Origin of the sequence: Bdellovibrio sp. ZAP7 (genome assembly GCF_006874645.1) — a bacterium.
Taxonomy (GTDB): domain Bacteria; phylum Bdellovibrionota; class Bdellovibrionia; order Bdellovibrionales; family Bdellovibrionaceae; genus Bdellovibrio.
The window spans coordinates 2,808,567-2,831,451 of the sequence record NZ_CP030082.1; the positions used below are offsets into that span (position 1 = coordinate 2,808,567).

Sequence of the window (22,885 nt, forward strand, 5' to 3'; positions counted from 1 at the left end):
TCACAGAATATTAAGCGTGTCTAAAAAAACTGCTCACAAGTTGCTGGATTTCATTTTTGAATTCCAACTTTTCCAACCAACGAGCCGGAATGGCTTGCGAGCCATAGAAAGCTCCACACAAAACACCTGCCACGGCTCCGCAGGAATCAGAATCATCCCCGCGATTTACCACAGACACCAAAGCGTCTTCCAGATTGTCGTACTTCAAGAAGGCCCACAGCCCCGCACAAAGTGTGTCGACGCAGAAACCAGATGTGGACAGATTATCCCAAGGAGTCTCAGGAATCGCTTTTAACTTTTGATAAATAAAGGGACTGATTTTTTCCGCTTCTGTTAAGGCAACGCCGAAAATTTCTTGTTTGATTTTTCCCGCCAGTGCCGCTTTCACGGTGGGAATGAAAATCAAATCTGTATCCACACAGTGTTGATGACCATGGGTCATTTTCGTTTGCGTGATCATGATCTCATGAAGACCTTGAGTTTTTTCACTGCCGTAAACTCCCACGGCATCTTCAGTCAGCAATGCCAGCGGAGCCACACGCATGATCGAGCCATTGCCTTGAAATTCGTTATTCACAAATCCACATTCACGCAAAGCTTTGCCGTCTTTCAGATTCTGCAAACCTTTGATCGTCGTAGTGCCAATATCAGGGGGATTGCTGGCAAACCAAGCCAGCATTTCAGATTTTAAAATGTCGAAGGAAATTTCTTGAGCGTTTTGAAGTGCGCGTAAAACACCCAACATCAAGTCCGTATCATCAGTTGCTTCACCGGGTGCCCAGTTAAATTTGCCTCCGCCAACGATTTCCGTTTTGGTATTCCAAGCGGGCTGTGGCGGCAAAAATTCCCAAGGAGCTCCAAGAGAATCTCCCGCATGAAGGCCCCACAACATCCCTAAAACTCTATCTTGATAAAACATCAAAACCCCTAGTGTGCCGATAAATAAGTTTTATCAAGGCGCAAGAAGGAAGCTGTACAAGTGTACAGCGACGAGGCAGCAACGCGGAGAAAACTTATTTAGCGGAACACTAGTGGCAAAGGTTATAGTTGTCAGCCATAAACTGTTTTTGTGCCTGCAACTCGCCGACAGAGTATTGGAACATATTCAGATCACAGCCATTTTGCTGGATTAATGATTCCACGGCCAATTTTTCTGGCGGTGTCAGTCCCAAATCCCAGATCAATTTTACTTTCAACCATTGTTGCAAGTACTGACAGCGGTAAGCTTGGTTTGGCGGCATGTAACCCTCTGGAGAGCTATCACTCTTAGACATGTTTTCATGTCCGTCTGTGGAAATAAGATGGAAATTGTTTCCTAAGAAGTTCGCGTAAAGGCAACGTTTAGCATAGTTCCATTTGTGCGCACCACTGACATAGGCATTTTTCAAAGGAACAAAATGATCGATTTGAATATCTGCGGCATCATTAACGGTCGCGCCTGTGTACGGTTCATCCCACTCGCCACTGCGAACAGTGCAACCTGCGGTATTGTAGGTCACTGGAACTTTGGAATCGCGAACTAAAACCAGGCCGCGCGTATTCAAGCAGGTATGATCTGCACTGGGACGTATCCAAGTTCCGAAATGCTGCTTGCGATTATAAGCCTGTCCTACATTTCCGAAGTCTTCGTTGTGATGATCGAAATGCAAAAGCGAAATAACGGCGGCTTTAATCTCAACCGATGGAGCAGCAGCGTCAAAAATGTCTTGGATAGTTTGCAAAGGGTCAACAGAGGTATTTGTGGGAGTCGCAGAGAAAGAAGGCAACGTCGTGACCGTGTAATACTCACTGAATCGCTGGTTGTTTCCACTCACATCAGCGAGCAGATCTTCCCTTGCATGTACACTCACCGCACAGATCGATACAAGCGCTCCGACTAGAAGCTTCTTCATCTCATGCCCCTCTTATTCACAAGACATCCTTGTCTTGTATTATTTGGCGTATATAACCATTAAAGAAGGACCAAAGTACTAAAGCAACATTATTATTGTTAGAGTTCTGTCAGATCCCTTGCAGCCTAGAAAGAGGCATTATGTTACGCGTTGGACGCTTCCGTCATCGTTTGCTTGACGAAACATTTTTGGAAAATCACTCTGCTCAAGCGGCGCGCTCGTTGATGCCTTTCGTGCAAATGTGGAAGTCGCAAAGAATCAGTGACGTGGAAATGGTGGGCGCCTATTTACTGACCTTCACTTTTCTACGCAGGCCCACGGATTTCTTAGGGGGCTTGCACAATCTTCCTCTGCCACAGAGTCATTCCCGTGGAGTGAGTGGAAACCTGATTGTTTCAACGCTGCGCCAAACTTTACCGGAAGAATTGAAAACAGCAAAAAGTTTGCGTCCCTTGGAAACCGACGACGACTTTGTGATGACCTTTACGGGCCACAGCTGGCGTTCGATTCCATTTTCAGTTCAAAAAAGCTTGAGTGCCTGGAAAATAGGATTGTACCCCTTGAATCTTTTGACTCATTTGCCGACCGCCGATGAGGTGTTGCTGATGCAAGCTCAAGGACAACGTTGCGTGAGCATGTTGCTAAAGCCCGAAGAGATTCATTCCTTTGTCGAAGAGGGCCGCGATGTTCTGGGATTTATTGTACATGACCTCGTCCATGCGGATCACTTCTTTAACGATCCGTTACGTGCTCAGGCTCAGGTTCATTTTTGTCAGAAGTTACTTGAAGTATTGAAGCTACCTGCGATTCAACACATGCTTTTCATCGACGACGTCTTTCGCAAGGAATTCCACTATCTGATGTCGGATATGAACTCCGTTCCGCTGCATTTACTTAAGACTTTGAAGGCGGTTTTGCTAGGATACTTTAAACGTCAGCACGATGCTGATATGAAACAGGCCCTACCGGTCACTTCAGAAAAGCTCTTTGCCGAATGCTACCGTCAAGTTTTAGAGGCCTGGAATTTTTCAGCGCTGGAATTTGCAGCCGCCCAACGCCTGAACACCCCACACTTCCAACATCCGACCGACAGCGTGCTTTTAGATCAAGCCCTCGGTAAAAATCATTCGCCAACTGAAAACTATTTGGTAATCTCTTAGGTATGCAACTTAAGGAACTTCTCGATAAAGCCCAGACCCTACGACGCTTCAAAGCAGGCCAAGTCATATTCGAAGCCGGCGGCGAACCCCAAGGACTCTATAAAGTCCACGAAGGATTGATCAAACTCGATTCAACCTCTGCCAGTGGTGCCGCTCACACATTAAGACTGATCGGCCCCGAAGGATTGGTTGGCTACCGCGCTTTATTCGCAGGAGAAAACTATTACGCCACCGCGATCGCCGTCGAAGAATCGGTGCTTTCTTTTGTCTCTAAAAACGAAATCTTAGCCCTTTTCCGCGATCACCCTGAAGCGGCCATGCAATTCCTGGAATTCCTGTCGCGTGACCTGCGTTTAGCCGAATCCAAATGGACCGGTCAAATGGACAAAGATGCGGCGGCGAGAATCGCAGACGCCTTGTTATTCCTGCAACAAAACTTCCCCCAACAAAATTGGACCCGAAAAGAAATTGCCCAATGGGCCGGCACAACTCCTGAGACCGTCATTCGAACTCTAGCTACTTTCGAAAAAGAAGGCATCATCGACCAATCCTCTGGAAGAACAATCCAAATAAAAAACCGCGAACTTCTCCTATCAAAGTCTGCAGAGGAATAATCTCCATTTCATTAGTCAGGATAAACACCTCCGATCCGCTCGAGCGGTCCTGCCTTGAGTGGCGCGCGAACAAAATTTCTAACAAGCAAGAAATGTGATCTGACTTAGTGTCGGGTGCCTTGTGTATAGTCAGAGCTTTTAGATAGAAAATTCGTTTTCCTTGTTTGCGCGGAACTCCGAGGTTTAGCCTAAGATCAGTTTTACCAAAGGCTCAAACTGATAGGAGGATTTATGCTGTCCCGATTTAATAAGGTGATTTTGGCTTCGGCATTTGCAGCAGGTTTTATTGGCTGTGCAAGCACTCCGCCGAACGTGGTTTCTATTCCTACGACTGCGAATCCGACGACGGAAATTGCTCGTACGGAAGAGATGTTGAACGATGCTCGAGCAAAACAAATGAATGTTCTTTCTCCTGATAACTTCAAAGACGCGGAAAAAACTTTAAACAAGGCCAAAGAATATCAAGCTAAGAAAAAACCGACCGAAAAAATTCTGGAACAAGTCGCCTATTCTCGTGCATGGTTGCAACAAGGCGAAAACAAATCTGATATCTCTAAAAAATCTTTAGGTGAAATCACAGACGCGCGTACGGGCGCCATCAAGGCCAATGCTCCGCAGATGTATCCTAAAGAGTGGAAGAAACTGGAAAGCAAACTGCAAAACATCACTAAAGATGTGGAAAATGGCAGTTTAACGGCAGCGGATAAAAAAGGAGCCGACCTGGTTGCTTCTTACCGCACGATCGAACGTGATTCCGTGGCGAAGCAATACTTGGGTCGTGCTAAAATGACTATTGATGAAGCTGAAAAAGACAAAGCCGTTGAAAAAGCGCCGAAGTCTTTGGCTTTAGCACAAGCAAAATACAATCAGTCCCTAAATTTTATTGGTCAAGATCCACGTAACACCGCTGCTATCGCGAAAATCTCAGAAGATGCGAATCGTGAAGCAGAACATTTGGCCGAAGTGATGAGCAAAGTAAATGCGGGTAACTCGGAAGCGTTGGTTTTGCAAAACGAGCGACAACAAAAAATGATCACCAGCCTGCATAAAGAAACCAAAGCACAGGCCCGTGAGTTGACGGCAGCTGAAAAACAATTGGAAGCAGCGAAACAACAGGAGGCTGAACTTGCTCGTCAACAAGCCTTGGCGGACACAGCTGACAAGCTTCGTAAAGAACTTCGCCCGAATGAAGCTGAAGTCTTCACGCAAGATGGTAAAGTCATGGTTCGCCTTAAAGGACTGAATTTTGCTAGTGGCAAGGCTAATCTGACTCCGAAAAATAAAGCGTTGTTGCAAAAAGTGGAAACTGCTTTGAATGACGTGCCAACAGCAAAAATCGAAGTGCAAGGTCATACAGACTCAACAGGTGCGACAGAAGCAAACATGAGAATCTCTGAAGCCCGTGCCAAAACGGTTCAAAAACAACTGATCGCAAATGGCGCATCTTCCAGTCAGGTTGACGCTGTTGGCTTGGGTGAAGAGCGCCCTATCAGCAACAACAACACGGCTGCGGGACGCGCACAAAACAGACGTATTGACCTTGTGATTGAACCTAAAATCCAGGAGTAGTTTATGACACATCTACCGGGCCATGCTTGGCAGGACTTGAAAAAAGAGCTGATGGAAAGATGGCATGAGCTGACGGAGAACGATCTAGACAGCACTTACGGAAACAGTCATTCCATCGTGGATTTATTGGAAAGAAAAGTTGGAATGAGAATCGAGGAGGCCAGCGAACGATTTGCTGAAATCGCTTCCCACTATCATCTTTACGATGAACCAGAGGAGGAGGAGCAAACTCCGAAGGCCGCAAAGGAAGAACGCACGATGGAGCTTTCACCTAAAAAGCCAAGTCCCCGTCCCGATGTACTACCGAAACCATAACTTAAGGAGTCCCGTCTTGCAGGCGGGACTCCGACTCGCGATTCACGGTCACAAATGAACAAGGAATAGAATTTAAAATTTGCTGCTCTCCGTGGGACTTTTTAATCAGCTGAAGCATATCGGCTTTCTTGTCCTCTTTTTTCACGAACACCATCAATCCGTCTTCTTTCAATTGCGCAAAAATCTTATCTGGCATTTCAGAAGAGCCGGCCGTAAAAATGATACGATCGAAAGGAGCTTCCGGTCCATAGCCCTCAAAACCATCGCCGGTGAATACTTTGGCATTGGTGATGCGCATTTGATCCAGAATCCCACGCGCGCGGTCTGCAACTTCGGGGATGATTTCAGAGCTCACAACTTTTCCCTGCGGTCCCACGATATAAGACATCAAAGCTGTGTTCCAACCTGAGCCCGCGCCTAGTTCAAAAACTTTGTGCCCAGGTGCAAGTTGCAACATATCCAAAATTCGCATCACGAAACTGGGTTGCGAAATGGTGGAAACAAAAGCGCCCCTTTTGTAGAGCAAGAGAGGTGTGTCTTCGTAGGCTTCCTGAAGGGTGTACTCAGGCACAAACAAGTGACGTGGATAACGGTAGTAAGCCTCCACAACTTGTTCTGACAGCGGGAGAGATTTTTTCAGAAGCAAATCCTGATATTGTTCCATCTTGAAATCCTTATTTCCCTTGCACGATAAAATCCCCAGAGGCACGATGAATTCATGACACTCACTCAACTGGAATACATTCTGGCGGTTGGAGACACGGGAAGTTTTAGCCAAGCAGCTTCTCAGTGTCACGTTACACAACCTACACTTAGCATGCAGATTCAAAAGCTCGAAGATGAACTCAACGTAATCCTGTTTGACAGAACAAGGCAGCCTGTTCGCCCCACCCAGATTGGTGAGTTGGTGTTAAAACAAGCACGCCTGGTCGTGCAAAGCTCACAGCACCTTCGCGAAATCGTCGATGAAAACAAAGGTGCGATCAGTGGAACTTTGCGAATCGGCATCATACCTACTTTGGCACCATATCTACTCCCACTGTTTCTGAATCAATTTATGAAAAAATTCCCGAGGGTTCACTTGGTAATCGACGAGTTGGAGACTCAAGCTATTGTAGATAAAATTCGCAATAACTCCCTGGATTTAGGAATCGCGGTGACGCCCATCGATGATCTCAATATCTCCCAGAAAGCTTTGTTTTATGAGCCCTTCGTCGCTTACTTTTCGCCTGGACATTCTTTGTTACAGAAAAAACATGTCGATGAATCAGATCTGTCATTAAATGAAATGTTATTGCTTAGCGAAGGCCACTGCTTCCGGGAGCAAAGTTTAGGCCTGTGCAAGAACAGAAAAAATTTGAATAGCTCCGCGAACTTTTCTTTTGAGGGTGGAAGCTTAGAAACTTTAAAGAAATTGGTCGACCAAGGTGACGGTTTCACTTTGTTACCTCTTTTGGCCGCCGACGATGTGGAGGATAAGAAACGTCTTAAACCGTTCTCCGTGCCCGTTCCCACTAGAGAAGTCAGCGTTCTCCATGGACCTCATTTTCAGCGCAAAGCACTGCTAACGGCGCTCACAGACACCATTCTTTCTGCGCTTCCTAAAGACATGCCTTTGACCCGTTCGAAGTCTCAATTCAAAGTGGACAATCCTTTGGGGCACAGAAGTTAGTCCGTGCTTTATGACATATAGAAATAGCCTATACATTTCATAACAAAAGAAGATTATTCATTTCCTTCAAGTGCGCCTATCCTGTGTCTGTCATTAGATACTTGCCCTAGGAGGAAACTATGAAATACGCAGCTCAAAAAGAATCAACAGCCAACCCAACCGTGCATACTTTCAATAAAGCTTCTGCGAAAAGCACACAGACTGCCGCACAGTCTGGCACCATTGAAGAAATGAAAAAAACTTTGGCCGATGAATATTTTTTGCAACTTAAAACCCAAAACTTCCACTGGAATGTGGAAGGACCTTTGTTCTTCTCTTTGCATAAATTGTTTGAAGAACAATACGAAGACATCTCGGAGTTTGTGGATCGCTCCGCAGAAATTCTGCGCGCCTTGAAATCCCCAGCTCCTGGAAGCTTTCAAGCCTTTAAAAAATTGTCTGATGTGGAAGAGTGCACTGATGAAAAACTCAGTTCGACAAAAATGATCGATATTTTAACAGCCGACCACACCACTCTTGCAGAACTCTACAAAGCCCGTCTGGAAACAGCGGAACAAGAAGAGGAGACGAGTGCTGTGACACTGTATGAGGACTTGATCACCTTCCACGAAAAAGCAGCCTGGATGATTCGCAGTCATCTCTCCTAGTGGCGCTGCTTTTTTAAACGCAAAAGGCACCTTGCTTAGGTGCCTTTTGTCTTTTTCAATATTATTCGTTGAAATTTTTAAACGACAAGTTCGATGATCGCACGGAATCCGTGATTTCCCGCCATGGCACCCAGAATGTTTCTAAGGGATGAGATGTTTTTACCTTGCGCACCGATGAGCTTGCCGCGGTATTCCTGAGGGAGATCAACTTTATAAATCGTGGTTTTTTCTCCGCAGGAAAAAGTGACTTCCACTTTATCCGTACACGAAGTCATTTCTTTCACCACTGTCGCCATAATTGATCCGATTCGTTGACGTGCTTCATTCAATTGTTGTTCGACTGTCACAAAAACTCCTACATACTACACAAGAAATTGTTGCTTCAAAATCGTTTGTCCGCAACAACAGAATATTTTCTGGTCCTACTGTTCCCCACCGCAAATGTGAAAACTATTCGGTGATACTCCACGAAATGTTCATATACATGATAACTCGGTTGGCTATTATTCAATTCGACAAAGTGAACGAGTTCAACTTTTCTTTTTCAAGGAAGTTTATTTGAATCGAGACTCCAACAACCATAGGAGGATTCAAATGATGAAAAGATTTACTCAACTAGCTGTTATCGCGGCCTTCGTGACTCCAGTCATTGCTCAAGCAGATCAGGCAGAATTAACAGTGGCGATGGCTGACTCCATCGTATACGCAAAAGCCGATGCACCTGATTCTTGTAAACAAGTTGATCTAACGGCGGAACAACAAACTGCTTTAAAAAATGCTTTCCTTGACTTCACGGCTGCAAAAAGACCACTTCGTCGCGACGTAAAAATGGCGTACCGTGATATGAAACGTGTGTTCTCAAGCTCGACTTCAACTCGTGAGGACGCTATTGCTTCCCAAGCAAATGTGGGTGCTAAGGTAACAGCCATGGGAAAACTAATGGGTGATTTCCACCTGAAAGTTTTCTTTGATATCCTAACTCCAGAACAACGTGATCCAGCGATGCGTTGCCTGGAAGACTTGAAATAAGTCGGCAACAATTACTTGAATTGTGACGAGGGCTTTCCTGAGGGAGAGCCCGTAGTTTTTTCTACTATATGTTGTCCCATTCTGAGACTTTCGTCCAGCTCCATATTCCCTCCACATTTATGTTTGAAAATGAAACTTAAGGATAAGGATCTATTTTGATACCTTAAGGTTTATGGCGACACAAATACTCCTCCTCGAAGACGATCCAATTTTAGGCAAAGCAATCCAGATGCAATTGGAGTTGGAACAATTCCAAGTTCATTGGGCGAAAACTTTGGCTGCGGGGCGGGAAATATTTAAAACTCAATCCGGGATTGATCTATTTTTGCTCGATGTGAACCTTCCTGATGGAAATGGTTACGAATTCTGCGAATGGCTGCGCAATGAGAGCATCAATACTCCCATCATGTTTCTGACGGCCCGTACGGACGAGGAAAGTGTGGTGAGAGGATTCGAACATGGTGCCAACGATTACATTCGTAAACCCTTTGGACAAAAAGAAATTTTAGCCCGCATCAAAAACCAGCTGAATGATCGTAAGCCGACGCTGGATCTTTTGCGCTTTGCCGGCTTAACGTTGATTAAAAATCAACAGGTTCTGAAAACCGAAACCTCCATGGTGACTTTGAACCGTCGAGAATTTGAAATCCTGCGAGTATTTTTTGAAAATCCGGAGACTATCATTTCTCGTGAAAAACTCATTTCGAGCCTTTCCTCTGGAGAAGAACTGTTTGATAGAACCGTCGATTCGCATATCAGTCACGTTCGTTCAAAACTTACAAAAAATGGTGTTACCACGGTCAAAATTAACTCCGTCTATGGACAGGGTTACCGACTGGAGAAATCGTCATGATCGTACGTTCCTTATTTCGTCGAAACTATTTTATCTTTGTTTCGATCATTATCGTCTTTATCTTCATGGCGTTTGGTTCGGCGTGGTTGGTTTCCTATTTGGACCGGCCAGCCCAGGTTCGCTATGTGAAACCACCGAACTATCTGTTTAGAAATTTATATGAGCAATTGGACAGCGATCCGATTGTGGCCTTTCAAAAATTCCAAGCCAGCAACACGTCTGATAACTTTCTTCGCTTTGAATTGATCGATGCTGCTGGCAAAAGCTTGATCGACGGAGCCCCCGTCTTGCCGCGTGCTTTGAGTGACGCGGAAGTAAGCTCTTTGGCTCAAGACAAAGCCGTTCGCTTCGGCGAAATGGAATTTGGTCCTCCAAAAATTGAAGTTTCAAAAACCAAATTTGCTGGAGTGTATTTCGTCCACAGATTTAATCCTCCTCCATTTGGTGGTGGACCAGGCATGCCTCCTCCTCCCGGCGGAGCTATGTGTGGACCGCGCCCCTGCGGTGGCCCCGGAGGTCCCCCGGGACAAATGGGTCCTCCCCCTGGAGGCCCTAGTGGTCCCGGCGGATCCTTCGTGGATCGTCGCAATCCGCTTTTTATCACTGTCGGATTTTTGATTATCTTTACATTGGTTTCTGTGGGTATTGCCTTGGTTTATCAGTTCTCGAGATATCGCGAAAGGGCACAAGAAGCCTTCAATGTTTTAGGCGAGCTTCGTCATGGCAATTTAGCAGCGCGTTTGCCTTCGAAAAAATTCGAGGAGCTTGCCCCCTTGGTAAATGCGTTTAATCAGATGGCCGGCGATATTGAGAGCATGGTTGAAAGCTTGCGCAAAGCGGACCAGGCTCGTCGCCAGCTCTTACAGGATTTGGCACATGATCTGCGCACGCCGCTGGCCTCTTTGCAAACTTTCCTGGAGACTTTGCAAGTTGGGGAAACTCGCTTGTCGGCGGAAAAGCGTCAAGAGATCGTGTCACTTTGTTTTTCTGAAGTGGAATACTTTGGGAAATTGGTTGAAGACTTGTTATTCTTGGCCCAGATAACCGAGCCCAAGTACTCTGCTGGAACTGAGGAGATTAATCTCTTGGAACGCGTGCAGGATCAAGTCACGGTGTTTAAGAACCGCTATCCTAATTTGGCATTTAATATCGACTGCACGATCGATGCTTCCAAGGCTCAGTTCATGGGATCTTCGAAATTGATTGATCGCCTGCTTAGAAATGCCTTTGAAAACTCTTCGTCCTTTGCGAAGTCTAAAATTCAAATCAGCATTTCTAATGGCGGACCGAAGCTGCAGCTTTCCATCAGCGATGACGGCCCGGGGTTTAGCGATACTTCGCTGAAAGAATTCGGTCATAAAAAAGCGAGTCGCAGTCTGACAGATGGTTCGTCTGGCAAACGTATCTCAGTCGGGATCGGTTCTGTGATTATGAGAGAAATCCTCCAGCTTCATGGAGGCGAACTTAAAGCCGAGAACATTATCACTGACAGTTCTAACCACTCGGTTCTTGGTGGACGTGTCTCATTTTGGCTCCCTAAAGCATAGTCCACAATCATTAAACACTTGCCCGTTACCTTTTATATATAGAAAAGGCGGGCATTATGTTTTCAAGGTTACTGATCACAGCAGCAATCACTTTCATAGCTCTACCATCACGGGCGCAGATGATGAATACTTCCCTGATGGGCACAGGTTATTGGGGTGGCAATCAAAACTGCGCCTACCAACAACGTCCTGCCCAGGCAGCAGTTGAATCCGACGAGGTTCAAGAAGCTAAAGAAACCATCAGCGAGCTCAAACAAGAGATCTCTGAAAAGAAAAGCGAAAAGAAAAAATACGATCGTGAAGCCGAGCGATCTAAGTCCGATATAAAAAAGAATATCTCTGAGGACTACGCCGACTTTATGATCGCGCATATGGAGAGTGCCCGTCGCTGTTCTGAGTATGTGAATTTTAACTCTTCGGATGATGGGTCTGAAATATCTGACGAAGGATCCGTACGCGCACCGCAAAGTGCCTCTTCCTCACGTCAACGTCCCGCTCCTCCACCGGAGGGTTTTGACGGGTCCGAACCTCCGAGTGATTTCAAGGCCGGTGGCGAAATTGCTGGATCTCGTAAGTCGTCACCTGCTGTGGCTCACGGTGGCAACTCAAATATGCTTGAAGTTCAGGCTTTCTCTTTACAAGAATGGCAAAGCTACTGCGATGCTCGCTCGAATGGCGCGGTCTTCACAGCGGTTTGCGACAATGCAAAATTCCGCGCTGACAGCTCACGTGGGGCCGCTTCCTCGTGCAAATCTGCGATCAGCTCCCTTCGTACGAATGCGCAAAAGTCTGCTCGACTTCAAGGTGATATAGAAAGCTTGACTCGGAAGCTGGAAATGGCTCAAGAAGATCTGAAAGAGGCTCGTCAAAATTCCAACGCTGAGGGTTCGGTTTGTATTGAGTGTATGGCTAAGAGCAACTCTTATAACTATCAAGACACGTCTTCAAATACGGCGAACTTGGTCTCAAATGTTGTTTTGGGTGCTGGTGCGATGTATGCCGGTTACAAAACGAATCAAATGGTGACCGAGAATAATGCGAACTTGGGCTACCCGACTCAAACGCCTTCGGTGATGAGTTACGGTTATCCGTACATTGCTCAAGGTCTTTACGGGATGATGAATAATAATTCCTCGGGCCAAGGTGGTTTCGGTTGCGGCGGTCAAATGACTGGCGGCATGACGGGTATGAACGGCATGTACGGGATGATGGGTTCTTCCGGTAGCAACGTGTTTGGTTATCCATCGAGCATGAATGGAATGACTGGCATGAGCGGTGGGATTTACATGGGCATGGGCTCGCCGTTTGGGAATTCTGGGTATGGGAGTTCGATGTACGGGATGAATGGTATGAACGGAATGATGGGCATGAATGGAATGTATGGTGCGGGAAATTCTATGTATGGAATGAACGGTATGAACTCCATGAATCCATACGCTATGAATGGCGTGAACTCAATGTACGGAATGAACGGCATGAACGGTTCGATGTACGGGAATACGATGAATCCCTACTCGATGTATGGAATGTCTGGATACGGCGCGAACGGTTTAAACACGATGTACGGTGCCAACGCTTACGGCATGAACTCTCAGTATGCGTCGATGTACGCTTTGCAGCAGCAAATCGCGCAGATGAATTATAACTTAAGCGCCATGCAATCCGCGACGGGTGTTTACAGTGGATATGGGGCTGGTTCAAACAGCTTCATTTCACCAATAGGTTTGACGAATACAACAACTTTGCCCGGCGGAGTGATCACGGGCTCTAACTACGGCACGACATACGGAACAAGCTACTCGTTGCCAAGCAGCTACCTGAACACGTCACTTTCCGGTTACAACTACGGAAACGTGTACACATCTCCCTATGCGACGACAAGTACAACAATTCCTGGTGTTGTGCCAATCCTAGGTTCGACAACAACATCCACGGGTTCCGTGATCTCAGGAACAGGCCGCTAAATTTCTCAGAACCTAACTTAGTCCAAAATTGAAATTACACCCACTTCCTCTAGTGAAGTGGGCTAGAATATTCATCGCAACATACAACTAATCTTTGCTCGCCTTTTTACCAACCTCAGCGCCAGTAAAACCGCTCTACCCAGAAATCCCGCGTCAAATACCTACTTCAACTTCCCCAGAAACACCAAAACATCATTACGATCCTAGCTTCTATCTGGCACACATTCACAACTTCAATGCCTAGAAATTCCCATGCGACGAGCTTCCGAAAGATTGTGCGTGCGACACAAAATTCTAAAGTTTTCCACGTCATTACCACCTCCCAAAGCAAGTGGAACTTTATGATCCACTTGCAGTTGATACTTGCTTTGACAACGCTCCCCGTTTTCATGGACAAATTCGCAATGGTGCTTTGCTTTAACTAAAAGCATACGTCGTGATGTTACCTTCAGTTGTTTACGCGAGTGCATGCGATTCTTTGCCCCGTTATCAGCAACAACCTTTTCACCAACTGCAAAGATGCTGTTCTCACTATCGGACTTATCTTTGCCCAGCCTTACTTTCTCGTTAGCCGTTGCAACAGCCTTCTCCTCTTGGTTCTTTTCAGAATCAATCAAAGATTCTGACTTTTCCTTTCCGAGCCGTTTTTTGATTTCTGCTTTCGCGAGGTACGAAATCAAATCTGCCCAAGACGGATTTGGAAGAACATGGGACAGTAGATCTTTTGCGTGCTGAAGTTCCTTCATCTGATCTTCCGTCAAAGTAATCTGCATTCGGGTTGAGTCATCACGTTGCGGTTTTAAAGTTTCGTGTTCTTGAACTGGCTGATTGAATTCCACGGCTAAAATCTTGTATGTCTCCACGCTGGATTTATTCTGGATTTGTTCCAGCAAAGCCTCCGTTCGCTCAACCGAAATCTTATTTCCACTTGCGATTTCAACATTTAAACACTTTTGAACATTTTGAAGCTGTGTCAGATTCAATGAACCGTTCTCAATAGCTTTGTCGACCTGCGGGACTTTCTTAAGCAATCTTGCCGCCTGAATGCGACGGTAAGCTGCATCTTCGGAGTAATGCAAATGAGATGTCATATATTTGAATAACGACGTATATCCCAAATCCAAAAACAGACGACGAGATTCAACTTCCACAATATGCCATAAAATCAAATGAGTGATCTTGCGTTCGGTGCGTGCAAGCTTTTCAACACGGTTTAATAGTTCGGTATTAGGCAATAAAGTTAAGTCCATGGTTTCCTCCGAAATGCATGTCACATCTAAGTTAGAAACCTTATAGCATGGATTTTTAAAGCGCGATTTTGCGCGACTTCAGTATTTCAAAAGCGCTCGGCGATTGCATTCGAGGAACGCATGAAACACTTCAGGATCAGATATAAGAAGAGAAAATGAACCGCTTGTGATGGATCTTGACTAGCAAATCTAAGCCGACCCAAGTGCAATTTAGAGACAAGAAAACCACGTCAAACACTTTTCAATTACGATTAACACATGACACAGCTTTTCCGGGTAGCGCGGGTAAATTCCTGCCCACCCAAAAACAAAAAACCCACACTCGCAAGAGCATGGGTTTCGATAATCCAATCAATATAAACTCAAACTAGAAACTTTGTGAACGAGCGACACCGCAACGGTTGTAAGCTGTCACAGAGAACGTCGCTGACGCCCAGTTGCTTGGCCATGCAGATGCGTTCAAGCAGCTGTAAGCTACGCCACCGATTGTGCAAGTAAGGTTACCAATGCCCGCACCGTTATCGAAGATATACAAAGCGCTAGAAGACGCCGAAGCCTTATTCAAAGTAAACGTCGGAGCTGAGTTCTGCTTCAGATTACAAACTTCCGTCACGTAGTCATTTGAATACGGATTGCTAACTGCAGGACGCAAACTGATCTTAATACCGTTACCATCAAGGTAAGTAGACGTTTGGTGATTGAACAAATAGATGCGTAGATCTTTTTGCGTCGTCAAATCACCACGTACTTGCAAAGATACGTAGAAATAAGAACCGCTTTGAGTGATGTAACCAATATAAGAAGCCGTCGCCGTTCGATCATATAGAACCCAATAGTAATTGGATAGATCACTAACGTTAGCTGGCTTTGAAATTTTCAAAGTGATGTTTTGACCCGCAGATAAAACCACTGGGCTGCCATTTGATGGGTAGTAAATATCACCAGTGTAGCCATCCGCTGCAACTGTGCTGGAGCCATCTTCAGTATTTCCTTGCGAGCAGTTTTGAAAGCTCACTGTAACCAGCGCCAAAGCTACAACAGTGCCGCCTGCAACCAATACTTTTTTAATAGTCTTCATAATTCACTCCCCCGTACCGCATTTACTGCATCGGCTAAAATTGGGAAAATCCTTACTAAAAAGAGTCAATTCCCGAGACATTTCAGCAACTAACTCAGCTGTTTCCAGAATCCCCCTCGGAGAAACCGTCTCACAATGAGACTCTTCGCCAGACCAATTATAAAAAACCTTCATCTCCATGGTCCTTCAACATTTCCTGCCTAGGATTAACTCATGGGGCCCGAGTCGAGGGACTCGATCAGCCCCCTACTTTTAAATATTAAAAAAGGAGTTCCAAATGAAAATTTCCAAGCAAATTCTGATGACTGCCGCTTCAATTATTTCTTTACACACAGCTTCGATCGCCTTCGCTCAAAGCGGCGGTCCTAGCCAAGAACAGCGCGAAGCATTCAGAGCCTGCGCCGATTCTGTTGGAATGGAAAAACCAGAACCAGGCAAAAGACCGACGGCTCCAACTGAAGAACAAAAAACAGCATTGGATGCATGTTTGAAATCAAAAGGTTTCGAACCACCAACTCACTTCGGTCGCCCAGGCGGTGGCCCACGCGGTGAAAGACCTCCAGAAGAGGTTGGAGGTGTTCAGTAATTAGAATCGCTTCAAAAATTAAGTATCTTCCTAGCTTCCAAAGATCCAGCCTTCACGGGTTGGATCTTTTTTTTTCTAAATTCTTAATTCCGAATGTAATTGAAAACAAAAATTGAAGCGGCCGAGTGGCTGACTTGGGCTTAGCAGACGACTGACGAGACCAAGGCAGATGCTCGGTCGCTTCAATTTTCGTCTTTAAGGTGCACCTGTGAAGTCGATAGACCACGAAGTGAGTGTACCGCTAACGGCGTCGGTGCGGCCGTCGATTACTTTCAGCGTCCAGATGCCTTCGCTGCGTTCTTGGTAGAAGGCGTTGGTTAAGAAAACGTCGTCGGCGTAGTCGTGGACGTTGGTCAGAGAGTTGTGCATGTTGACAAGGATGCTTCGCATGCCGGATGGAGATGTTAACTCCAGAGCTAATTGCGAAATATCGTTATGAGTGATGCTGACTTTGACTCTGACGCTTTCGATTTTCAAACCAGAACCATTGGCAATACTGATTTGCGAGTAGGCGGCACCGGCTAAGCTGCCGTCGCCGATGGGAATGCTGATAGTTCCGGTCGAAGTATAGCCCGGTTCAGTGTATGTACCAAAACTGCTGGTGTAGCTTTTTGCCATAGCAACGGCGGCATCCACATCGACTTTTCCGAAGCCGTACCAGTTGTGGAATTTAAATCCGGCACTATTCGTTTTCCATGGAAGCTCCCAGGAATATCCCGTCGGAACCGATGTGCCTAAAGGATGAGGAATAGTTCCCGTGGTCACGTAGTCCATCGGCACGGCGGTTTTAGCCAGGATGTATTTCACATCCCTCCACGTGAGATTTGAATTTGCAGAAAGCATCAATGCCACTGCACCAGAAATAGTGGGAGCCGCAGACGAGGTTCCATTAAAGGTCGCGGTATAATTACATTGAGAATTTGGTGAACTGCCTTTTTCAAAGGGCACATAAGTTGAAATACTCGACTGAGACCACCCTGCAGAACAGCCAGAGCGATCCGTCGTTATCATTGCGGGAGCGGCATACCCAAACTCCCCGCCAAATCCCGAAATCCAGATGTCAGCACCTGGTGATGAATAACTTGAAGAAACACCTTTGGCATTTAACGCAGCAACCACAATTTGATAAGGATTGGTGTTATCACCGTCAAAATTTGAATTCCCGATACATGTGCTGCTTGTGCTTTGACCGTTGCAATAAGTTTCAAACTCGTTCCCGGCAGCTTTAACCAAGATTGCACCTTTACCACTACGATAAGATGTAACGGCCGTTTTTAACTGCGCTTCGTAAGAAGGAGTCGGATCCGTAATTTTGTACTGATCATATCCCCAACTCATATTCAAAATATCAAAGTCAGTCCCCGTGGCCTGATTCAAAACCTTTGCCGTGTCTTGAGTGACCATCGCAGAAAGCAGGTTCGCTGCACTTAAAGCAGCCTTAGGAGCCACACCGCGAGAACCCACGCCATTTCCACCCACAGCCGCGATAATCCCGGCAACAGAAGTCCCGTGGTTGTCATAGGAAGTTGGAGCCGTGGTCTTATCATGAGGAGGAGCCGTCGTCGTCACATAGGACGATCCCATAGCACCCAAATAGTAATCGCGAGATCTTGCGACAGAAGTTTGGAAGTTTCCCGTCAAATCTTCATGAGTGTTTTCCAAGCCATCGTCAGAAACACGGACCTTGATACCCTCTCCCAAGATTCCCGCACTCCAGGTGGCACGCAGATTCATATCAACACCGGCAGTACCGCCGGACTTAGAAACTCCCGCCTGACCACAATTAGCTAGGAACCAAGCATAACCAAATAAAGGATCGCCACCATCATTAAAGCAAGAATCGGCAATTTCAAAACCACTGCCGTTGCAATTCGCGAGCATCATCGTCAGCGATGTACCACCGAAAGCGAGCAACAAGACTGTTAAAAACTTTTTAGTTTTTAACATAGTTGCGACTCACGATTTCCAGTTCCGCTTTAGCGACACGCGGATCTCTTTTAAGAACGTTAACGAATTTTCCAAGGTCAAAATTAGAAGTGGCCGGAGTTACGAAATACAAATGCAAATGATCGAAACGGTCCATCACTTTGAGACCGTATTCTTTTTGAATTTTAGATAAGGTCGCATTGTCTTTTAAGGTCAGCATCACACGACCTGGGACAATCCCGACATTCCCCATACGCTCATCAAAAAGCACCAAAGGGTTTTTCTTTTCAAAATTAGCGTCGTCCCCGTCCATGCGCCCGTCTTTCACGATGACATAGCCACCGTAGCGACCCACCACATCTCCCTCATATCCCGCATAATCAGCGGTGGGAACCGCACGGACTCCGGTCCATACTTTCCAAGCCGTGGAATTGGATCGGAACAAAAGATTTTCTTTCAGGACTCCCACATCGGGGCGTAAAGGGGCTGGACGAGAGTTCGTATGCTCGTCTCTGGCGACTCTTTCGCGCGCTTGCATTTGACGTGGAGGTTCCGGATTTGCAACTGCCGATGTTGGGGCTGGTTGCGTAGTTTCCGTTTTTGCCGATGCGCCCGTGGACGTATTGATCGAGTGATCCATCTCTGACAAGCGCTCAGATTGGGCTTCATTGGCCTTCACTGTGGACTTACCCAAAGTGCTGATGCCTTCGCGTTGACCCTCCCGAAATAGGAAGGCCGCTAATACTGCAATACCAATGATGATAAGGCCCTTTTTCATAGTGGACTTATCGGCACTTTTCTCAGATTACATCACTATATATTCTTGCTCATGACCCCGACCAGCTGGCTCATACGGGTCATTAGGTTCCCTAAATTGCGTTTCTCATCGCTATTAAACTGGGACCACAAGCGACTGATGTTCTCGTTGTATACCGGCAGGACTTTCTTCATAAGTTCGAGTCCTGTTTCCGTTAAAACGATGCGATAGGAACGACTGTCCCCCGCATTTTGTTGGGGTTGGATCCAGCCGGCTTGCTTGAGATTTGAAATGATCGCCGAAATCGTCGCGTTCGTTACTCCCACAGCCTTCGCTGTCTCGGTTGGAGTCATCCCTTCCGGACTATTATATAGAAGGTTCAAAATCACAAAACGTGTAGTCGTCAGTTTGTATTCTTGAAAAAACTCTTCCAACGCCGTCTCAAAATCGATCGTTAACTTACTGAATAATATATGGAGCTGCATTTCTTCAGACATACTCTTCTCCCCGAGCAGGTTTGTTATAGAAACTTTATCCCCCAAATGTTGCAGAATTGTGGAATTGGACACACTGACGACTGTCTAACGTTTTTCGTCGTTTTAATTCGATGCCCCATGTTGATACGTTTTAAACGATTTTAAGCGAGTTAGCACATGGCACGGGATGGCATGGACCTTGAGTAGTACCTAGGTGAGACGTTTTTTTTAACTAAAGAGGGATTATATGAAAACGAAATATTTGCTTACGATTTTGCTGACAGGAATGACCTTATTTCTCGCGAACTGCTCTAAGAGCAATAGCAATGGTGCTTCCACTTCCAATGGCACTTACAACTCTTGTGCTGCTGGTTCTGTTTGGGTTACTCAAACGAACTCTTGCTTGCCAACAGCTGTATGTACTCAAAATGGTTTAAGCGCAGACTATGGTTATAACCAAGCGACGAACCAATGTATCCAAGGTACTTACTCTAATGGGACTACAACTTCTGGCTCACCAACATGCAACGGTATGTCAGGTTATGTATCTGTGAACGGGACTTGCTTGCCTGAACAAGGTTGCACTCAGTACAGAGGCCAAAACGGTGTCGCTTACTACGGTTACCGCTCGAACGGATCTCAATGGGCATGTTATCCACAAGGCTACAACGGTCAGTGGTATAACTAAGACCTCAGCTGGCACGAACAAAGTCAGCGGGTTTCCCTCACCTTAAAAACTTTGGCTGACCCTTTACCGGGTCGGCCGTGTCTGTTCCTGCACTTTCAAATGACAACCTTTCCAATCTGAAATTTGCGCTAAACCTTACAACTTCCCTATACTCCGATCTCCATCCAAACTTTCTTATGAGAATCCGGAGCACCTTATGAAATCATGTTTTAAAATTTTCTTCGCAGTTCTATTTTTTTCACCCCTTTCACAAGCCATCGAACTTAATATTTTACAGCCCAACTACCGCTGCCAATCCAAAGAGTTCATCACCGACAATACTTTGGCTCTGATCGTTTTGCAGGACAAAGTTTCCGGCCTGAATCATATCGAAATCGAACAAGCCTGGTTCGGGGGTATTCGCAGAGCTTACTTTGAAGTTTCTGAACGAGTTGAAAAAAATGGCGATCGCCAGCCCGTGATCTTTGAGGGTTCTGGTATAAAATTAGCCATCGAGCACGCTGCATCCACAACCTCAGAGCAACACCCTCTGCAAGCGGTCTTGCAAATTCCGTTAGGTAATGGCGAAGTTAAAAGTGAAATGCTGATTTGTGAGTCACTGCTTTAATCGTATTCTTTCGCAGTTTAATTGAAATCAAATAGCCGACGATCATGATATTTACAGCTGTGATGACAACTTTCCACCACGCATAACCTTCGGCTATTTTGATTATCTCAAACGGCAGATAAATTCCCCCAGAAAAAATCGCCAACCACTCGGCCCAGGATCTTTCCTTACACAATCCATAGGCCTCAATAAAACGAATCACCGAATATAACATGGCCAGCACCACCAGCTCCCAAAGATCTCGATCATTTAAGTTGTTAAAAATTTCGATAAAAACCGATGTGTAGTAGGAGCTGTTTTCGAGTCCTAAGTGATGCGCTATATGATGGACATTCGCGACGCCAATTCCCAGGAGGACAACGACTCCTCCTTTGGCAGCTTCAAATACGGCAACTAACTTCAATCCACGCATCTATTCAAACTGCCCGTTTCAGAGTCAACAGACACTATGTATTCACGCAGGAACTATTGACGATTTTCGAGCTTTTCCTTGAACTCACTATGTGAAACATCTTAAACATTTTCATATTTTTATTATTCTTTCGTGTCTCTTTGGTTCCTTCGCCAACTCTGCTGAAGAACAAATTTTAAGTCCCCGGACACACCTTGAAGGAAAGCCTTATCCGAACTTTACGCAAAAAGAGACAGATTCCGAAGCAGCACATCGCGAGTGGGAGTGGAGCCTCCCCATTTTTGCCCAGCGGGTGATTGATAAAGGCTTTAACCTCCCCCGTCCCTATGGGTTGAGTTTGATTTACGCGCAGCTTTCACAAGGGTTCAATATTGAAAACCTAAAAGTGGCCTTCGATGGGGCGGCCGATTTAACACCGGTCGACTTTATTAATTTTAACAATACGCAAGTGAACAATACCACTTGGCAATTGAAACTCGATGCGTGGCTTTTTCCATTCTTAAATCTATTTGGGATCCTGGGATATATTCATGGGGATGGCAATGTGCCTTTGAATATTGCTTATAAGGACATTTATAATATGGTGCTGCCAGGGAATCCCTGTGACGTTGGCAGTCCCCCAGCATTTTGCCAGGGATATATCAATGCCATCGCACCTATTAACTTTCACGGTTACAGCTTGGGTATCGGAATTATTCTGGCGGGTGGATACAAAGACTGGTTCTTTGCTATGCCTGCGACCTATGTTGAAAGCGACGTGAACGTGTCAGACACCAACCCTCGCGCGATCAACATCACTCCCCGTATTGGTTACAACATTAAAACTGAGACTCACGGCAAGTTCGGTGTTTACCTCGGTATGAACTACTTTAATTCCGATGTCACTTTAAGCGGCACCTACACTTTACCATTATCAGGAACTTCTATCGGCAGAGACGTGCCGGTGCGCTATTCCCTGAAAGAAACACCACTCGATAATTGGAATGCTGTCGGCGGAGTGAATTGGGAGCTGAGCGAATTTTGGTCCGTCGTCATGGAAATCGGTCACAGTCCAAACCGTGACACCACCACATTTAATTTTGCTTATCGCTTTTAGGGAGAGCTATGGTTTTGCTACTCATTGCCCTCGCCTCACTGATCGGAATGCACAATACAACTCCGAACCCCGCCCCACTTCCGTTACATATCGAACTGGATGCTGGGGTTTTGGCAGTCCGTGGTAAGAACAACACTCAAAGCCTCAACTCCAATTTAGACGTTCAGTATGATTTTGGCCGAAATACCTTGAAAGTTGCAGGCGACTTTTTGAATTCATCCACTGAAGGAGTTGACTCGGCCCTGCATTGGACTGCCGGTGCAAGATACGAAAATGAGTTCATCCCCGCTTCTCGCGTCTACTTGGACTATTATTCTGAAGCCGATCCGTTTATTGGGTATGTTCAGCGCAATAACGAAGGCCTGGGGTATCAGTATGCGATTCATAAAGACTCCACTGTTTTTTGGTGGGCTGAACTGGGTTACCTACACAGTGACACCAATATCGTACGCCAAGGAGATGTCTATGAGAACAAAGCGCGCTTTGCTTCAGGAGCTACGTGGCGATTCGACAAGACTTGGTCTCTTGACGGTGGACTAGAATATCTATTCAACTTAACTTATGCGAATGAAGATCTGATGAGTTATGAGTTCGCCTTGACCAATTTGATCAACTCAAAATTTGCGATTCGCACCGCCTATATCATGCGCCATATGGAAAATCCCTATCAGGGATCCAGCTATCAAGGCACCACAACACTAAGTCTGGTTGCAACATTTTGATGAGAATTGACATCACAGGTGTCAA

The 22,885-nt window shown here is 45.8% G+C and carries 25 protein-coding genes; 15 read left to right on the plus strand and 10 right to left on the minus strand.

All coding sequences use genetic code 11. The annotated features are described in order from the left end of the window. Window positions 1-10: 10 nt before the first annotated feature. Complete coding sequence (locus DOM22_RS13520) at window positions 11-919, minus strand: ADP-ribosylglycohydrolase family protein (protein ID WP_142700890.1); 909 nt, start codon at window positions 917-919, stop codon at window positions 11-13. Between the two features lie 109 nt (window positions 920-1,028). Then, window positions 1,029-1,892 carry an HNH endonuclease family protein gene (locus tag DOM22_RS13525; RefSeq protein ID WP_142700891.1) on the minus strand — a complete coding sequence of 288 codons (864 nt, stop codon included), beginning with the start codon at window positions 1,890-1,892 and terminating at the stop codon, window positions 1,029-1,031. Between the two features lie 140 nt (window positions 1,893-2,032). Here DOM22_RS13525 and DOM22_RS13530 point away from each other — a divergent pair, with 140 nt between their 5' ends. From DOM22_RS13530 to DOM22_RS13545, 4 genes are all read left to right on the plus strand, one after another. Then, window positions 2,033-3,052, plus strand: a complete 1,020-nt coding sequence (locus DOM22_RS13530) for a hypothetical protein (protein WP_142700892.1) — start codon at window positions 2,033-2,035, stop codon at window positions 3,050-3,052. A 2-nt stretch (window positions 3,053-3,054) separates the two neighbouring features. After that, window positions 3,055-3,666, plus strand: coding sequence for a Crp/Fnr family transcriptional regulator (locus DOM22_RS13535; RefSeq protein ID WP_142700893.1), 612 nt, complete (start codon window positions 3,055-3,057; stop codon window positions 3,664-3,666). A gap of 231 nt (window positions 3,667-3,897) precedes the next feature. Further along, window positions 3,898-5,235 carry an OmpA family protein gene (locus tag DOM22_RS13540; protein WP_142700894.1) on the plus strand — a complete coding sequence of 446 codons (1,338 nt, stop codon included), beginning with the start codon at window positions 3,898-3,900 and terminating at the stop codon, window positions 5,233-5,235. A gap of 3 nt (window positions 5,236-5,238) precedes the next feature. Next, a complete protein-coding gene (locus DOM22_RS13545; protein ID WP_246845643.1) occupies window positions 5,239-5,550 on the plus strand; it encodes a transcriptional regulator in 312 nt (103 codons plus the stop codon). Window position 5,551: 1 nt separating this feature from the next. Here DOM22_RS13545 and DOM22_RS13550 read toward each other — a convergent pair whose 3' ends face one another. After that, window positions 5,552-6,214, minus strand: a complete 663-nt coding sequence (locus DOM22_RS13550; RefSeq protein WP_142700895.1) for a protein-L-isoaspartate O-methyltransferase — start codon at window positions 6,212-6,214, stop codon at window positions 5,552-5,554. A 54-nt stretch (window positions 6,215-6,268) separates the two neighbouring features. Between DOM22_RS13550 and DOM22_RS13555 the strand changes: the two genes are divergently transcribed. Together DOM22_RS13555 and DOM22_RS13560 are read left to right on the plus strand one after the other, a co-directional pair. Then, window positions 6,269-7,222 (plus strand): hydrogen peroxide-inducible genes activator, encoded by a 954-nt coding sequence (locus DOM22_RS13555; RefSeq protein WP_142700896.1) that lies wholly within the window; start codon window positions 6,269-6,271, stop codon window positions 7,220-7,222. Between the two features lie 119 nt (window positions 7,223-7,341). After that, window positions 7,342-7,869, plus strand: a complete 528-nt coding sequence (locus DOM22_RS13560) for a DNA starvation/stationary phase protection protein (RefSeq protein ID WP_142700897.1) — start codon at window positions 7,342-7,344, stop codon at window positions 7,867-7,869. Between the two features lie 77 nt (window positions 7,870-7,946). On the opposite strand, the gene DOM22_RS13565 is transcribed toward DOM22_RS13560, so the two are convergent. Beyond that, window positions 7,947-8,216, minus strand: a complete 270-nt coding sequence (locus DOM22_RS13565) for a KH domain-containing protein (RefSeq protein ID WP_246845644.1) — start codon at window positions 8,214-8,216, stop codon at window positions 7,947-7,949. A gap of 247 nt (window positions 8,217-8,463) precedes the next feature. Here DOM22_RS13565 and DOM22_RS13570 point away from each other — a divergent pair, with 247 nt between their 5' ends. From DOM22_RS13570 to DOM22_RS13585, 4 genes are all read left to right on the plus strand, one after another. Continuing rightward, window positions 8,464-8,898 (plus strand): Spy/CpxP family protein refolding chaperone, encoded by a 435-nt coding sequence (locus DOM22_RS13570; protein WP_142700898.1) that lies wholly within the window; start codon window positions 8,464-8,466, stop codon window positions 8,896-8,898. 172 nt (window positions 8,899-9,070) lie between these two features. After that, complete coding sequence (locus DOM22_RS13575) at window positions 9,071-9,751, plus strand: response regulator transcription factor (protein WP_142700899.1); 681 nt, start codon at window positions 9,071-9,073, stop codon at window positions 9,749-9,751. Further along, the gene (locus DOM22_RS13580) at window positions 9,748-11,298 is read left to right on the plus strand and encodes a HAMP domain-containing sensor histidine kinase (protein ID WP_142700900.1); all 1,551 of its coding nucleotides are present in this window, start codon (window positions 9,748-9,750) and stop codon (window positions 11,296-11,298) included. The genes DOM22_RS13575 and DOM22_RS13580 overlap by 4 nt, the downstream gene beginning before the upstream one ends. A 56-nt stretch (window positions 11,299-11,354) precedes the next feature. After that, the gene (locus DOM22_RS13585; protein WP_142700901.1) at window positions 11,355-13,262 is read left to right on the plus strand and encodes a hypothetical protein; all 1,908 of its coding nucleotides are present in this window, start codon (window positions 11,355-11,357) and stop codon (window positions 13,260-13,262) included. A gap of 233 nt (window positions 13,263-13,495) precedes the next feature. Here DOM22_RS13585 and DOM22_RS13590 read toward each other — a convergent pair whose 3' ends face one another. Then, complete coding sequence (locus tag DOM22_RS13590) at window positions 13,496-14,512, minus strand: HNH endonuclease (protein WP_142700902.1); 1,017 nt, start codon at window positions 14,510-14,512, stop codon at window positions 13,496-13,498. Window positions 14,513-14,879: 367 nt separating this feature from the next. Beyond that, a complete protein-coding gene (locus tag DOM22_RS13595) occupies window positions 14,880-15,590 on the minus strand; it encodes a hypothetical protein (protein ID WP_142700903.1) in 711 nt (236 codons plus the stop codon). Between the two features lie 277 nt (window positions 15,591-15,867). On the opposite strand from DOM22_RS13595, the gene DOM22_RS13600 reads away from it, so the two are divergent. Next, window positions 15,868-16,176 carry a hypothetical protein gene (locus DOM22_RS13600; RefSeq protein WP_142700904.1) on the plus strand — a complete coding sequence of 103 codons (309 nt, stop codon included), beginning with the start codon at window positions 15,868-15,870 and terminating at the stop codon, window positions 16,174-16,176. A 195-nt stretch (window positions 16,177-16,371) separates the two neighbouring features. Here the strand turns inward: DOM22_RS13600 and DOM22_RS13605 are convergent, their stop codons facing one another. From DOM22_RS13605 to DOM22_RS13615, 3 genes are read right to left on the minus strand one after another with little or no spacing between them, the layout of a single operon-like run. After that, the gene (locus tag DOM22_RS13605) at window positions 16,372-18,123 is read right to left on the minus strand and encodes a S8 family serine peptidase (protein WP_142700905.1); all 1,752 of its coding nucleotides are present in this window, start codon (window positions 18,121-18,123) and stop codon (window positions 16,372-16,374) included. Further along, window positions 18,110-18,880, minus strand: a complete 771-nt coding sequence (locus tag DOM22_RS13610) for a hypothetical protein (protein ID WP_142700906.1) — start codon at window positions 18,878-18,880, stop codon at window positions 18,110-18,112. The genes DOM22_RS13605 and DOM22_RS13610 overlap by 14 nt, the downstream gene beginning before the upstream one ends. Window positions 18,881-18,915: 35 nt before the next feature. Beyond that, window positions 18,916-19,356: a MarR family winged helix-turn-helix transcriptional regulator gene (locus DOM22_RS13615; RefSeq protein ID WP_142700907.1), complete on the minus strand. Its 441-nt coding sequence runs from the start codon at window positions 19,354-19,356 to the stop codon at window positions 18,916-18,918. Window positions 19,357-19,582: 226 nt separating this feature from the next. Between DOM22_RS13615 and DOM22_RS13620 the strand changes: the two genes are divergently transcribed. Both DOM22_RS13620 and DOM22_RS13625 read left to right on the plus strand, forming a co-directional pair. Then, window positions 19,583-20,023 (plus strand): hypothetical protein, encoded by a 441-nt coding sequence (locus DOM22_RS13620; protein ID WP_142700908.1) that lies wholly within the window; start codon window positions 19,583-19,585, stop codon window positions 20,021-20,023. A gap of 196 nt (window positions 20,024-20,219) precedes the next feature. After that, on the plus strand, window positions 20,220-20,630 hold the full coding sequence (locus DOM22_RS13625) for a hypothetical protein (protein WP_142700909.1): 411 nt from the start codon (window positions 20,220-20,222) through the stop codon (window positions 20,628-20,630). On the opposite strand, the gene DOM22_RS13630 is transcribed toward DOM22_RS13625, so the two are convergent. Then, window positions 20,593-21,042, minus strand: a complete 450-nt coding sequence (locus tag DOM22_RS13630; protein ID WP_142700910.1) for a DUF2127 domain-containing protein — start codon at window positions 21,040-21,042, stop codon at window positions 20,593-20,595. The genes DOM22_RS13625 and DOM22_RS13630 overlap by 38 nt on opposite strands. Before the next feature lie 91 nt (window positions 21,043-21,133). Here DOM22_RS13630 and DOM22_RS13635 point away from each other — a divergent pair, with 91 nt between their 5' ends. Both DOM22_RS13635 and DOM22_RS13640 read left to right on the plus strand, forming a co-directional pair. Next, complete coding sequence (locus DOM22_RS13635) at window positions 21,134-22,138, plus strand: hypothetical protein (RefSeq protein ID WP_142700911.1); 1,005 nt, start codon at window positions 21,134-21,136, stop codon at window positions 22,136-22,138. Between the two features lie 8 nt (window positions 22,139-22,146). Next, a complete protein-coding gene (locus DOM22_RS13640; protein ID WP_142700912.1) occupies window positions 22,147-22,860 on the plus strand; it encodes a DUF481 domain-containing protein in 714 nt (237 codons plus the stop codon). Window positions 22,861-22,885 lie beyond the last annotated feature (25 nt).